Source organism: Acidocella facilis ATCC 35904, assembly GCF_000687875.1.
Classification (GTDB): domain Bacteria; phylum Pseudomonadota; class Alphaproteobacteria; order Acetobacterales; family Acetobacteraceae; genus Acidocella; species Acidocella facilis.
On sequence record NZ_JHYG01000001.1, the window covers coordinates 139,478 to 152,781 of the forward strand.

Consider the following 13,304-nt stretch of genomic DNA (forward strand, 5'->3'; position numbering starts at 1 on the left):
TTTGAAAAAAGCCCCCACCCCTCCGGCGGCTTTCCATCGCCGCGATGCGGCGATGGAACCTTGGCCGCCTACGCCCCCCAAAAACTTTTGCAAATTTTGGCTCTGGGGGGCAGTTTTTCCACCCATAACGGCGCGAGTGGCTTTGGCCCTCGCGCCGTTTTCATGCGCGCCGCGTTCATGTGTCCCATGCGCGAAAAATCTCGGCGGGGCCGCTTTTGTTAAAAAATGCCCCCTGCCATAAGAGGCGCCATGCGAATCCTCTATCACCTGCCGCTCTCACCTTATTCGCGCAAAGTCCGCATGGTGCTGGCGGAAAAACGTCTGCCCTTCGAGCTGCGGGCCGAGAAAATCTGGGAACGCCAGGACAGCTATCTGGAGCTGAACCCGGCCTGCACCGTGCCGACGCTGATCGAGGATAACGGGCTGGTCATCCCCGATTCGCGGGTGATCTGCGAATATCTCGAAGAAGCCTACCCGGACACGGCGCTGATCAGCCGCGCCCAGCCCGAGCGTGTGGAAACCCGCCGCCTCGTCGCCTGGTTCGATGAGAAATTCTACCAGGAAGCAACCCGCAACCTGTATTGGGAAAAGCAGCTGAAGCCGGCGCTGAAGCTGGGCTCGCCGGATGCCAACGCGCTGCGCGCCGGTTATGCGAATCTGAAGCAGCATCTGCTCTATATCGGCTGGCTGGCGGAGCATCGCCGCTGGCTCGCGGGCTCGGGCCTCTCGGTCGCGGATTTCGCCGCCGCCGCCCAGCTCTCCACGCTGGATTTCATGGGCGATGTCGATTGGTCGGTCTCGCCCGCGGCCAAGGAATGGTATGCGCGGATCAAATCCCGCCCGAGCTTCCGCGCCATCCTCTCCGACCGCGTCAACGGCATGACCCCGCCGCCGCATTATACCGATCTGGATTTCTGAGGCGGGCCATGCAGCTTTCCGATTTCCCGCTGAAATCCCACGATAAGATCCGCTATAGCGATGTGGACCGGCAAGGCCATGTGAATAACGCCGTCTTTGTCACCTATCTGGAAACGGCGCGGACGGATTTGCTGGAGCAGATCGTCCCCGGCTTCTGGGACTCGGCATACGGCATTGTCGCGGCGCGGCTGGAGCTGGATTACCGGGCGGAATTATTCTGGCCCGGCATTGTCGAGACCGGCACCGCCCTGGCCTCGATCGGCCGGACCTCGATGGTGATCGAGCAGGCGATGTTCCAGGAGGGGCGGCTGGTGGCGCAGGCGAAGACGGTGCTGGTGCTGATCGACGCCAAGACCCACAAGCCGGTTCCGGTGCCGGACGATCTGCGCGCCAGGCTTATGGCGTTTGCACGACCTTCCGCATGAGCCGGTGCGGGATGCCGGCATCGAGATAGACCGGCCCTTCCGCGACATAGCCGAGCGCCTCGTAGAACCCGATCGCATGGGTCTGGGCTTCCAGCATGAATGAGCGGGCAGGGCAGGCGGCTTCGATGCCCTGCATCACCGCCTTGCCCAGCCCGAATTTGCGGAACGGGGCGGCGACGGCGACCCGGCCGATCTTCCACACGCCTGGCGCCTTTTCCACCGCCCGCGCCGTGGCGGCGGGTTGGCCCTCATGGCGCAGCAGTACATGGGTTGCGGTGGCGTCCAGCGCGTCCAGCTCTTCCTCCGGCGACACCTTCTGCTCCTGCACGAACACCGCCATGCGCAGCGCAAAACACGCCTCCAGCTCCGGCGAGCCGGGCAAAGCGCGCAGGATCTCGGCCATTATTGCGTGACCAGCCCGATGATGGTGGTCTGCGGCGGCATGTTGGGCCGCAAGGTCGGCCAGCGCGTCTCCGGATGGTCGAAGCTCGCCCCCGGTGTCGCGCCGGGATGGCGCACCGCGCCAAAGGCGGTCTTGCTGTTGGCATCGAAGGCCACACCGCCGGCGGCGGCGCCCACCGGCGCCAGATAGGCATAGGCCAGGGCGCCGGTCGCTGGGCCGCTGGTCTGCATGATGAACAGCCCGTCGGCGCTCTGTTCGGTATCGCCCTTCTGATCGGTGCCGATCCAGAGATTGCCCGCCGGATCAACCGCCAGCGTGCGCGGCTTGCGCAGCCAGGCCTGGCTGCCGGGGCCGTATTGCGTGCCCTCGCGCAGCGCCGGATTGCCGGCGACAAGTGCCAGCGTGGCGGGGAAATGCCGGGCTGTGGCATCGCCGCCGGGCAGGGTGAAGCGCAGGATATGCCCCTCGCCGCCGCCAGGATTCAGCGAATCGGCAACACTGCGCTGGGCGTTGCCGGCACAGGCCATATAGAGCGCGCCGCCATCCTGGCTCAGCGCCAGCCCGGCCGGAGCGTCGAAGGTCTCGCCGCCGGCGGTGGCGCCGGCATTGGCCAGCCCCGCCAGAGTCGGCACGTCATTCGGCAGGGCCACCCAGTCGATTCCATCGCCCCCCAGCACCGCCACGCTCAGCGTGCCGGAATCGAGCGCGGTGCCGTCCTGGGCGTTGGTCGCGGCGACGAAGCGGAACAGCATGCCGGCCTGCGCGTCCTGGGTGAAGAACAGCACCGGGCGGCCATCCTTGCTCTGGGTGGCGAGCAGCCCGGCGCGGGCGATGCGGCCGATGGCGGTGCGCTTCACCGGAATATAAAGCGGGTTCAGCGCATCCAGCTCCACCACCCAGCCATAGCGCGCGCCCTGGCCCGGGTCGCCATAGCCAAAGCCCAGGCCGGAGAGGCGGTTGAGCCAGGGGCCGGCATCGCCCTCGGCCAGCAGCACATTGCCCCAGGGCGTGGCGCTGCCGGCCTGCACCGCCAGCACGCCTTGCACCGTGCTCCCCACCTGCGCGGCGGCCGGGCCGGAGAGCTGGCAGAGCGTGCCATCGGAGAGGCGGCGGGTCTGATAGCCGCCCACCACCGTCACCCAGCGCCCGGCCTGATATTGCAGATTGACCACCGTCACACCCTGCTCGCGCCCGGCGATGGCGGGATGGTCCATCCCGCCGGGAAACAGCATATTGGCCGGGGCGGTCGGGTTGGCCGTCACCAGCACCAGGCGCGGGATATTATCCTGCGCCGGCGGCGGGGCGATCAGCGCCGCGATTACCGCATCATAAGGAAACTGGTTATCCGCCTGCGCCAGGCTCAGCGCATCGGGGGTGAAAGGCGGCGCATCCGGCTGCAGCAGATCGCCCCAGCGGGCGATCACCAGCCGTGAGAAGCCGGGGCCGATCTTGTCACCCAGCCCCGGCGCCTGTGGGTTGGCCGGGTTGTAGCCGAGATAATAAGGCGGGGTCGCCGCCATCTGCGCGCCAGCCCCGCCGGCGGCGAGGCTGGCAATGCCGGAGAGCAGCAGCGTGCGCCGGCGCATCGGCTAGAAGCTACTGCCGGAGCTGCCGCTGCCGATATTGCCGGAGCTGCCGCCCAGGGAAGCGGCGCCGCCAGCGCTGGTGTCGGAGGCCGTGCCCAGCGGGTTATAGCTGCCGACACCGCCGATCAGCTGCTGCAGGAAGCCGGCGGAACCGCCCGGAACCGGGGTCTGCTTGCCGTCCATATCGACGCGGATACCGTCCTTGAGATCCTTGCGGACATAGGATTCATAGGTGCCGTTGCCATTGAAGGTGACGACCACGACGCTCTGCTTCTTCACGCCCTCGGTCTGGCCGATCCGCATCTTGGTGATCTGCGAGACATAGACCCAGTTATTCGGGTCATATTGCTCCACGAAGGTCGGCGGGCCGATCAGCGCCTGCACATCCGCCTGCTGCGACACGCCCGGGGTGAGCTGCTTCAACTCATCATTCGTCACCGCAATGCCGCGATAATGCGGCGCGTCGGAGAAGATGGCGCAGCCGGACAGGCCCGTCAGGGCGCAGAGAAGCAGGCTTTGGGACAGCTTGGTCAGGCGCACGCGTCTATCCTTAAACATTGGGAGCGATCTCTCGCCCGGTTGGGTCTCATGGCAGGGGCTTACGTGTCAATGCGCAGCGTCTATATTGCACGAATGACTGAAGAATTCAGCTATCCGGTGAAGGCCGGGCAGATCAAGGACCAGAAGCTCGACTACAGCCTGAAGGCGGACGAGGCGCAGCGCGCGGCGCTGGCCAAACGCTTCGGGCTGGTGGGGCTGACCAAGCTCGAAGGGCAGTTCACCCTTTGGCACGAACGCTCGGGTATCATCGCCGGCACGCTGAAAATGCGCGCGGCTTTGACCCAGACCTGCGTGGTCAGCCTGGAGCCCATCGATGCCAAGCTGAACGAGACCGCTGCGCTGCGCTTCGTGCCGGAGGCGCATATGGGCCAGGCGCCCCGGGTTGAGGATAGCGACGAGGATGAGGAGGACATCACCCCGGACTCCTTCGATTCGCCCGACGAAATCCCTTATGCCAATGATATCATCGACCTCGGCGCCGCCCTGGCCGAGCAGCTGGGGCTGGCGCTGGACCCGTATCCGCGCAAGCCGGGGGCAAGTTTGCCGGAAGAGGCCAGCGACCATAGCGCCAACCCTTTCGCCGCCTTGGCCGCGAGGCTGACCAAGCCCGAGGGCTAGTACCCTGTTTTCCAATATAATGAGCAGCTATGACTTGCGATGCGTTCAGGCCTCTGCTACGCGGCGCCTTCCATAATACTCAGACTGTTTTCTGTAAGGCGTTTTGTCATGGCTGTTCCTAAGCGAAAGACCTCTCCCTCCCGCGCCGGCATGCGCCGCAGCCACCAGGCGCTGACCGCCAACGCGCATGCCGAGTGCGCCAATTGCGGCGAGCTGAAGCGCCCCCACCATGTGTGCGCCCATTGCGGCCATTATGACGGCCGTGAAGTCGTCGGCGCCGGCAAGGAAGCCAAGGGCGTCGTTCGCGTCTAACCGCTATGGCGGTATGGCGTGAAATGGTGGTGTAACCCGAGACAGGGGTGAGATGAGCCAGAGCAGTAAACTGGCAGTGGATGCCATGGGTGGTGACCACGCGCCGGACGCGATTATTGCGGGGCTCGACATTGCCGCGGAACGCCATCCGCAAGCGCAATTCCTGATTTTCGGCGACGAGGTGCGGCTGCGTCCGGTCCTGGCCAAGTGCAAGCGCCTGGCCGGGCGGTACGAGCTGCGCCACGCCGCCGAAGTGATCACCGGCGACATGAAGCCGACGGTGGCGCTGCGCCTGCGCGATTCCTCGCTGCGCCGGGCCATCGATGCCGTGCTGGCCGGCGAGGCCGAAGGCGTGATCTCCGCCGGCAATACCGGCGCGCTGCTCGCCCTCTCCAAAATCGTTCTGAAAACGCTGAAGGGCATCGACCGCCCGGCCATGGCCGCCATCGCCCCCTCCGCCAAGGGCGATGTGGTGATGCTCGATCTCGGGCTCAACGTGGTTTATGATGCCCGTAATCTGGTCGAATTCGCGCTGATGGGCACGGTGTTTGCCCGCATTGTGCTGGGGCTTCCCACCCCCACATTCGGCCTGCTGAATATCGGCTCCGAGGAAGGCAAGGGGGATGAAACCCTGCGCGCCGCCTCCAATACTTTGCGCGAAAGCCCGATCGCCGGGCAGTTCTATGGCTTCGTCGAAGGCCACGACATCGCCGCCGGCACCGTGGATGTGGTGGTGACGGACGGCTTCACCGGCAATGTCGCGCTGAAGACCGGCGAGGGCGCCTTGAAGCTGGTGGGCGATCTGCTGCGCCAGGTTTTCTCCGCCGGGCCGTTTGCGAAAATGGGCTATCTCTTCGCCCGTGGCGCGCTGAAGCGCCTGAAGGAAACCTTGGACCCCCGCCGCTATAATGGCGCGGTGCTGCTGGGGCTCAACGGCGTGGTGGTCAAATCCCATGGCGGCACCGATGCGCTGGGCTTCGCCCATGCGGTGGATGTGGCGCTGGACATGATCGCCAATGATTTCAACAGCCGCATCGCCGACGCCCTGACGGCGATGGACCACGCCATCCTCTCCGAAGCCCCGGTGCCGAACCAAAATGGTTGATGATAATCTGAGCCTTCGCCGCGCCGTGCTCACCGGCATCGGCGCCTATCTGCCTGCGCAAATCGTCACCAATGCCGATATGGCGGCACGGGTTGAGACCTCGGATGACTGGATCACCGAGCGCACCGGCATCAAGCAGCGCCATTTCGCCGCCCCGCATGAAACCGCCGCCTTCATGGGCGCCGAAGCCGGGCGCCAGGCGCTTCAGAAGGCCGGGCTGGCGCCGGAGGCGCTGGGCGCGATCATCGTCGGCACCTCCACCCCGGATCAGGCTTTTCCCTCCACCGCCGTGCATATCCAGGCGGCGTTGGGCGCGAAGAACGCTTTCGGGTTTGACCTTGCGGCGGCCTGCTCGGGCTTCATCTATGCGCTCTCGGTCGCGGATGCGATGCTGCGCGCCGGCCAGGTGCAAAGCGTGCTGGTGATCGGCTCCGAGGTTTATTCCCGGATTCTGAATTTCGAGGACCGCACCACCTGCGTGCTGTTCGGTGATGGCGCCGGCGCGGTGCTGCTGGAAGCCAAGAGCGTGACCAAGGATGGCCCTGGCGTGCTCTCCACCCATCTGCACGCCGATGGCAAGCTGGCGGATATTCTCTATGTGGATGGCGCTGTCGGCCAGCCTGACAAATCCGGCCATCTGGTGATGCATGGGCGCGAGGTGTTCCGCCATGCGGTGACGCTGCTGGCCGGCGCGGTGAATGAGGCGCTGACCGAGAACGGCCTCACCGCTGCCGATATCGACCTGCTGGTGCCCCACCAGGCCAATCGCCGTATCATTGACGGTGTCGGCAAGAAGCTCGGCCTGCCGGATGAGCGCGTTATCGTCACTGTCGACAAGCACGCCAACACCTCCGCCGCCTCCATCCCGCTGGCGCTGGCGGTGGCGATGGAAGAGGGCAGGGCAAAGCCCGGCCAGCTGGTGCTGCTGGAAGCCTTGGGCGGCGGCCTGACCTGGGGCTCCGCGCTGCTGCGGCTGTAAGCCAACTAAAAAGCGTTTAAGATCAACACCTCGCCACGAGTCGCCACCATTTCACGCGAATCGGTCAAGAACTGATTGACCGCCAAGCCGCTCGTGCTAATCTTGCAAAATGAACACTTTGACGCGTGCACAGCTTACCGAGGCGATCTACGCGAGTGTCGGCTTGTCGCGGCACGAATCGGCGGATCTGCTTGAGCATGTCCTGAACCGGATCGCGGATGCGCTCGAGGTTGGAAAATCTGTTAAAATTAGTGGCTTCGGCACTTTTTCTGTCAGGCAGAAGGGGCGCCGTATTGGCCGGAATCCGAAAACCGGTGTTGAAGTCCCGATCCTGCCGCGGCGCGTTCTGGTGTTTCGCCCCAGCCAGATGTTGCGCGACGCGGTGAATGGCGGCCCGTCCGCCCCCAAAGACTGACTGAGCGAAGGATCGCATGGTGGATGAAGAATTTAACGCGGCGCTGGATGACGGCGTAGCGTCCGACCTGAGCCATGAGGCCGGGCGTCCGCGTATCCGCAAGGCCGCCGATGCGTTCCGTACCATTTCCGAAGTCGCTGACGAGCTGCATGTGCCCCAGCATGTGCTGCGCTTCTGGGAGACGAAATTCCCGCAGGTGCGGCCGCTGAAGCGCGGCGGCGGGCGGCGCTATTACCGGCCCGAGGATGTGGGGCTGCTGCGCCGGGTCGCGGATCTGCTTTATACTCAGGGCTATACGATCAAGGGCGTGCAACGCCTGCTGCGCGATTCCGCGCCGAACCACGCCGCTGAGCCGGCCCGCCAGACCGCGGTGGAATTGCCGCTGGACCAGCCGCCCGTGCCGGTTCCCGTTCTGGTCCCGGTGATCGATGCCTCCGAGACCATGCTGGTTGAGGAGGTGGTGCAGACCGAGGCCGCGCTGGGCGACGACATAACGCCGCTTGAGGATGAGGCCGCGCCGTCAAGCCCGGAGCCGGTCCTGGCGGAGGATGCGCCGGCGCCCCGCCAGCCTCTGGCGCCCGAGGACGAGATCCTGCGCCTGCGCGCGCTGCTCACAGAAACTTTGGTGGCGTTGGAGGCGATGCGCGGGGTTCTGCGCTGATTGCCTGATAAGCCTCTCGCAACACAAACCGCCGCGCCCGCTGGGCCGGCGGTTTTGTTTTAGCCATCGGTTTTATCGCCTCTGCCCCTTGGCGGCGCGCGCCCATGCTGCTACAGCCTCGCCCCACGGCCGGAGCGTAGCGCAGCCTGGTAGCGCATCAGTCTGGGGGACTGGGGGTCGTGGGTTCGAATCCCGCCGCTCCGACCATTTTCCATCTCATAAATCCTTGTTCATCAACGCTTGAACCCCCAATTCGGCGATGATTTGGCACGCCCCGTGGCGTGCCGCGAACAGGATCAAACGCATGAAAATCGGATTTATCGGGCTGGGGCAGATGGGCCACGGCATGGCGGCGAACCTCATCAAGGCCGGGCATGAGGTCACGCTTTATAATCGCAGCCGCGAGAAGGCGGTGGGGCTGGATGCGCCGATCGCCGCCACCCCCGGCCAGGCCGCCGCCGGCAAGGAAATCATATTCACCATGCTCGCCAATGATGCGGCGCTGGAGGCGGTGCTGCATGGGCCGGATGGGATTCTGGCGCATCTGCCCCAGGGGGGCTTGCATATTTCCTGCAGCACCATCGCGGTCGCCACCGCCGAGATGCTGGAAAAAACCCATGCCAAGGCCGGGCAGCGTTATCTCTCCGCGCCGGTCTTTGGCCGGCCGGATGCCGCCGCCGCCGCCAAGCTGTTCATCGCCGCCGCGGGGGCCAAGGCGGATATCGAGGCGGCGCAGCCGCTTTTTGATGTCATCGGCCAGCGCAGCTTCGTGCTCAGCGAAACCCCCTCCCATGCCAATCTGGTCAAGCTCAGCGGCAATTTCCTCATCGTCTCGGTGATCGAGGCGCTGGGTGAGGCGCTGGCGCTGGTCGGCAAGGGCGGGGTGGATAAGGCGGCTTATCTGGAGCTGCTCACCTCCACTCTGTTCAACGCGCCGGTTTATAAAATCTATGGCCAGATCCTGCTGGAGCAGAAATTCTCGCCGCCCGGCTTCGCCGCGCCGCTCGGCCAGAAGGATATTCGCCTGGTGCTGCAGGCTGCTGAGGCGCTCAACGTGCCGCTGCCGCTCGCCAGCCTGCTGCGCGACCGCTTCCTGACGCTGATGGCGAATGGTGGTGAAAATCTGGACTGGGCCGCCATCGGCGCGCTGGCGGCGAAGGATTCCGGCCAGGCTTGAGCCGGCGCCCCGTTCCTTTTAGAACAGAGGCACGGGGATGGAGTCCCCCAAAACCGCTCCTTCGGGGAGCTGATGACTCCTGCACGGATCATGCGCTTTGCATGGAACGCTGCGGGAGTTTTGTGCCTGATTGGCATCTCCCGCGGCATTGAAGAAGGAGAGAGAGACCATGCTGCAAACCCTGGTTGTCGCGCTGGGCGGGGCCATCGGCTCGGTCGGGCGCTATTGGGTGGCCATATTCTTCGCTTCGGTCAGCAAGAATCTGCCCGTCGGCACCATCATCATCAACATCATCGGCTCCTTCGCCATCGGGTTTTTCGGCTCGCTGACACTGAGCCATGGCAAATTCCCAGCACCCGAGCCGGTGCGGATCTTCTTCATGGTCGGAGTCTGCGGCGGTTTCACCACCTTCTCCTCCTTCAGCCTGCAGACGCTGGATCTGCTGCGCGGCGGGGCGCCGGGCCGGGCCTTCCTGAACATCTTCGTCTCCGTGCTGTTCTGCCTGGCGGCGGTGGCGGCGGGGTACGCTTTGGGGACGCATCTTGGCGGCACCAGTGCCCAGGTGGCGGAGGTGGCGCAGAATGCGATCGAGGAGGAAGCCTCCTGATGTTGCGCGTGCTCGCCCTGCTCACCGAAACCGCGACGGCGGATCAAATCCTCTCCGCCAGCGCCTGCCTGCTCGCCCAGGCTGGCCCCACCGCGATCACGCTGCTGCACCCGCTGGCGCAGAGCGACCCTGATTTCATGCCCACCGAAGAGGTGCACACCGCCCGCACCGATGCCCGCTTCGCCGCCGCCCAGCAGGCGCTGGCGGTGGAGCTGGCGCAGCGCGCCGAGGCCTGGCGCCAGACCGGCCTGCCCAGCCTGGAAATCCGCGCCGGCGCGCCCGAGCAGATCGTCACCGCGGCGGCGCGGGAGGCGGATCTGATCCTGCTCGCCGCCCCGCAGGGCGATGCCGATGCCCGCGCGCTGCTGGACCTGCTCTTGCTGCGGCTGGCCAAGCCGGTGCTGTTGCTGCCCCGGCAGATGCCGCACAGCTTCGCCCAGAGCATCGCCATCGCCTGGTCGGATGCCGACAATGCCGCCGCACGGGCCATCGGCGCGGTGCAGGCGCTGCTGCGCGCCTGCCAGCGCGCCACCATCCTGCTCGGCACCGACAGCCCCCATGCCGCGCCGCCGCCGCAAGCTTTGCTGGACAGCCTGGAAGCCGCCGGCCGCCCGGCGCGGCTGCATGAATTCGCCCTTGCCGGGCGCCATGTCGGCACCGCCTTGCTGGCGGAGGCACATGCGGTCGGCGCGGATTTCCTGGTCATGGGGGCGTTTACCCATGGCAGGCTGCGCGAAATCCTGTTTGGCGGCGCCACCGCCGAGGTGCTGCGGCAGCTCGATCTGCCGGTATTGATGCAGCATTGACCAGGCTGGGGCGATTTTGCCCCGAAATCTCGCGACTCTCTTCCAAAGCACCCTATATCCCCTAGCGATATGAATGATTTCCTGACCTCGATGCTGAGCCTGCTGGTGGTGGCGACCCTGGTGGCGCTGATCGCCCATCGTTTGAAACTGCCCTACACGGTCGGGCTGGTGCTGGCCGGCATCGCCCTGGCGGTGAGCCCGTTCCAGGCCGGGCTGACCCTGACCCAGAGCATCATCTATGAAATCATCCTGCCGCCTCTGCTGTTCGAGGCCGCGATCAATATCCAATGGAAGGATCTGCGTCAGGATGCGCTGCCGATCCTCACCCTGGCGCTGCCCGGCACGCTGATCTCGGCCGCCTTCGTCACCGCCGCTTTGCATTTCGGCCTGGGCTGGCCGTTGCCCCCGGCCTTGATGTTCGGCGTGCTGATCGCCGCAACCGACCCTGTCGCGGTCATCGCCATGTTCAAGGATAATGGCGTGCGCGGCCGGCTGCGGCTGCTGGTGGAGAGCGAGAGCCTGTTGAATGACGGCGTTGCCGCCGTGCTGTTCGCGCTGGCGTTGGTCTGGGTGCAGGCGGCGGGGCAGGCGCATGTCGGTGTCGGGCAGATTGGCGGGCTGCTGCTGGTCACGGTCGGCGGGGGCATCCTGGCCGGGGCGCTCTGCGCCGGGGTGGCGATTCTGCTGGTGCGCGGCACCGAGGATCATCTGGTGGAGAGTACTGTCACCGCCGTGCTGGCCTATAGCGCCTTCCTGCTGGCTGAGCATTTCCACGGCTCGGGCGTGCTGGCCACGGTCACCGCCGGGCTGCTGCTGGGCAATCTCGGGCTGGCCGAGACCAAGACCCGCTTCACCGGCATGGTCAGCGTGAAGGGCAAGGAGTTCGCGCTGGAGATGTGGGATTTCGTCGCCTTCATCGCCAACTCCATGGTGTTTCTGCTCATCGGCATCACCGTGGCGGGGATTCCGTTCCATAGACTGGGGATGTGGGCGCTGGTCTTCATCATTCTGGCGGTGCTGGCCGGGCGGGCGCTGACGGTCTATCCGCTTTGCGCTTTGTTCGCGGGCTCACGCTGGCGCATCGAGCCGCCTTGCCAGCACGTGCTCTGGTGGGGAGGCTTGCGCGGGGCGCTGGGGCTGGCGCTGGCGCTGTCACTGCCGCTGGACATGCCGATGCATGACGAGGTGCTGGTGGCGACGTTCGGTGTGGTCGTGGTCTCGGTGGTGGGGCAGGGGCTGACGATGCCGTGGCTGCTGCGGCACTTCAAGATTGGTGGCGTGCGGGAATAGAAAACCAAGAGCGCAATCGGCGTTGAGGTTGACGCGCCAGCCTCAACCTCAACACAGATTGCTCTAAAAAAATCGACTCACTTAGCCTTGGATTTCGGCTTGGCCTTTGCCGCCGGCTTCGCGGCTGGCGCCTTGGCGGCCGGCTTCGCCGCCGGGGCCTTCACAGGCTTCGCCGGCGCATCCGGCAGCAGCTTCGCCCCCACGATCTCCTCGATATAAGCCCGGTAACGCGCGATATACGCATCCATGCCCAGATGCGCCTCGGCATAATCGCGCGCGCCCTTGCGCAGCTTCGCGGTCAGCTTGGCATCACCCAGCAGCCGCAGCACGTTCTCGGCCAGCTTGTCATGGTCCAGTGTCGGTGTGGAGATCCCGTTCACCCCATCCTTGATGAACTCCGCCACCGTCACGCTGTCCGCCCCGATGATGGCGCAGCCGCAGCCCAGAGCCTCGCGCAGCGACCAGGAGGCGACGAACGGGTAGCTGAGATAAACATGCGCGTCCGAGCGCTTCAGCAGGGTCAGATGGTCGCCATACGGTACCTTGCCCATGAAATGCACGCGCGAGATGTCGATCTGGCCTTCCAGCTCCTTCATCATCTTTTGCCGCCAATTGCCGCCCTCGGCGGGCATGGCGCCATAGCTGATATCGTCGCCCCCGACGAGCGAGACCACCACATCCGGCCGCGCCTTCAGGATCGCCGGCAAGGCGCGCATCATGGTGTGGAAGCCGCGATAGGGCTCCAGATTGCGCGAGACGAAGGTGATCAGCTTCTGCTTGGGCGTGACGGTAAGCGGGCCGACCTTCACGGTTTTCTTGAACAGGCTGGGGTCCGGCGCGCAGAGTGACAGATCCACCCCTTCCTCGATGATCCGCATCTTGCCGCGGGCCCATGCGGGGTAGGTGTCGTACTGCCAGCGCGTTGGGGTTTGGCCCCATTGCTCTAGCGCCAGCGCCAGCAGATTGATCGTGTTCTTGCCGCGCACCGCGCCGTAATTGGTCACATGCATCGGGAATTCCGGGTCGAAATTCACGTCTGAATCATGGATGCGGTAATAGAACTCGAAATAGCCGAGGATCGGCACGCCGGGGAAGACATCGCACAGATTGAGCATCTCACCCCAGCCATGATGGCCGATGATGATATCCGGCTTGAAGCCGAGCGCCTTGATCTGGGCGAGGCCCTGATAGCCGGCCTGGGCGCGGATCGCCGCCTGCTCGAATTCCCGCGCCGCCGGAGTGAGGGATTTGGGCGGCGGCGGCGGCCTTGAGTAGGTGACCTTGCGGACCCCTTCCATGTAATTCTGGTTCGGCTCGGACATGAACACGATCTCGTGCGTGCCCGGCTCCGCCTGGTTATCGGCCAGCAGGCTGCGCAGAATATGCAGATACTGGCCGGGAAAGTTCTGATGGACGAAGAGGAAATTCACGCCAGGCCTCG

Annotated in this window: 16 protein-coding genes, 1 tRNA gene and 1 riboswitch; of the genes, 13 read left to right on the plus strand and 4 right to left on the minus strand. The window is 65.2% G+C overall.

The features are described 5' to 3' along the window. Positions 1–249: 249 nt before the first annotated feature. Both T331_RS0100675 and T331_RS0100680 read left to right on the plus strand, forming a co-directional pair. The gene (locus tag T331_RS0100675; RefSeq protein ID WP_008492889.1) at positions 250–918 is read left to right on the plus strand and encodes a glutathione S-transferase family protein; all 669 of its coding nucleotides are present in this window, start codon (positions 250–252) and stop codon (positions 916–918) included. 8 nt (positions 919–926) lie between these two features. Continuing rightward, positions 927–1,343, plus strand: coding sequence for an acyl-CoA thioesterase (locus T331_RS0100680; RefSeq protein WP_035178692.1), 417 nt, complete (start codon positions 927–929; stop codon positions 1,341–1,343). Here T331_RS0100680 and T331_RS0100685 read toward each other — a convergent pair. From T331_RS0100685 to T331_RS0100695, 3 genes are read right to left on the minus strand one after another with little or no spacing between them, the layout of a single operon-like run. Then, positions 1,315–1,746, minus strand: coding sequence for a GNAT family N-acetyltransferase (locus tag T331_RS0100685; RefSeq protein ID WP_026438646.1), 432 nt, complete (start codon positions 1,744–1,746; stop codon positions 1,315–1,317). The two genes, T331_RS0100680 and T331_RS0100685, sit on opposite strands and share 29 nt — an antisense overlap. Next, positions 1,746–3,332: a PhoX family protein gene (locus T331_RS16870; RefSeq protein WP_051621963.1), complete on the minus strand. Its 1,587-nt coding sequence runs from the start codon at positions 3,330–3,332 to the stop codon at positions 1,746–1,748. Before T331_RS16870 ends, T331_RS0100685 begins: the two co-directional genes overlap by 1 nt. A gap of 3 nt (positions 3,333–3,335) precedes the next feature. Continuing rightward, positions 3,336–3,872: an outer membrane protein assembly factor BamE gene (locus T331_RS0100695; RefSeq protein ID WP_051621964.1), complete on the minus strand. Its 537-nt coding sequence runs from the start codon at positions 3,870–3,872 to the stop codon at positions 3,336–3,338. 93 nt (positions 3,873–3,965) lie between these two features. Between T331_RS0100695 and T331_RS0100700 the strand changes: the two genes are divergently transcribed. The 11 genes from T331_RS0100700 to T331_RS0100755 all read left to right on the plus strand — a co-directional run bounded on the left by T331_RS0100700 (position 3,966) and on the right by T331_RS0100755 (position 11,863). Continuing rightward, a complete protein-coding gene (locus T331_RS0100700) occupies positions 3,966–4,511 on the plus strand; it encodes a DUF177 domain-containing protein (RefSeq protein WP_035178695.1) in 546 nt (181 codons plus the stop codon). A 108-nt stretch (positions 4,512–4,619) separates the two neighbouring features. Beyond that, on the plus strand, positions 4,620–4,823 hold the full coding sequence (gene rpmF, locus T331_RS0100705) for a 50S ribosomal protein L32 (protein ID WP_008492897.1): 204 nt from the start codon (positions 4,620–4,622) through the stop codon (positions 4,821–4,823). 52 nt (positions 4,824–4,875) lie between these two features. Further along, on the plus strand, positions 4,876–5,928 hold the full coding sequence (gene plsX, locus T331_RS0100710) for a phosphate acyltransferase PlsX (RefSeq protein ID WP_026438649.1): 1,053 nt from the start codon (positions 4,876–4,878) through the stop codon (positions 5,926–5,928). After that, positions 5,921–6,907, plus strand: a complete 987-nt coding sequence (locus tag T331_RS0100715) for a beta-ketoacyl-ACP synthase III (RefSeq protein ID WP_026438650.1) — start codon at positions 5,921–5,923, stop codon at positions 6,905–6,907. The genes plsX and T331_RS0100715 overlap by 8 nt, the downstream gene beginning before the upstream one ends. Before the next feature lie 109 nt (positions 6,908–7,016). Beyond that, positions 7,017–7,322, plus strand: coding sequence for an integration host factor subunit alpha (locus T331_RS0100720; protein ID WP_008492900.1), 306 nt, complete (start codon positions 7,017–7,019; stop codon positions 7,320–7,322). Positions 7,323–7,338: 16 nt separating this feature from the next. Next, on the plus strand, positions 7,339–7,983 hold the full coding sequence (locus tag T331_RS0100725) for a MerR family transcriptional regulator (protein WP_026438651.1): 645 nt from the start codon (positions 7,339–7,341) through the stop codon (positions 7,981–7,983). A gap of 130 nt (positions 7,984–8,113) precedes the next feature. Next, positions 8,114–8,190 (plus strand) — tRNA-Pro (locus tag T331_RS0100730). Positions 8,191–8,287: 97 nt separating this feature from the next. Further along, entirely contained in the window at positions 8,288–9,160 is an 873-nt protein-coding gene (locus tag T331_RS0100740) for an NAD(P)-dependent oxidoreductase (RefSeq protein ID WP_026438652.1), read from the plus strand. 24 nt (positions 9,161–9,184) lie between these two features. Next, positions 9,185–9,249, plus strand: a riboswitch (Fluoride riboswitch). A gap of 80 nt (positions 9,250–9,329) precedes the next feature. Further along, a complete protein-coding gene (crcB, locus tag T331_RS0100745) occupies positions 9,330–9,767 on the plus strand; it encodes a fluoride efflux transporter CrcB (protein ID WP_026438653.1) in 438 nt (145 codons plus the stop codon). Then, positions 9,767–10,573 (plus strand): universal stress protein, encoded by an 807-nt coding sequence (locus T331_RS0100750; RefSeq protein ID WP_026438654.1) that lies wholly within the window; start codon positions 9,767–9,769, stop codon positions 10,571–10,573. The genes crcB and T331_RS0100750 overlap by 1 nt, the downstream gene beginning before the upstream one ends. Before the next feature lie 69 nt (positions 10,574–10,642). Further along, positions 10,643–11,863 carry a cation:proton antiporter gene (locus T331_RS0100755; protein WP_026438655.1) on the plus strand — a complete coding sequence of 407 codons (1,221 nt, stop codon included), beginning with the start codon at positions 10,643–10,645 and terminating at the stop codon, positions 11,861–11,863. Positions 11,864–11,940: 77 nt separating this feature from the next. Here the strand turns inward: T331_RS0100755 and T331_RS0100760 are convergent, their stop codons facing one another. Further along, entirely contained in the window at positions 11,941–13,293 is a 1,353-nt protein-coding gene (locus tag T331_RS0100760; RefSeq protein WP_026438656.1) for a glycosyltransferase, read from the minus strand. Between the last annotated feature and the right edge of the window lie 11 nt (positions 13,294–13,304).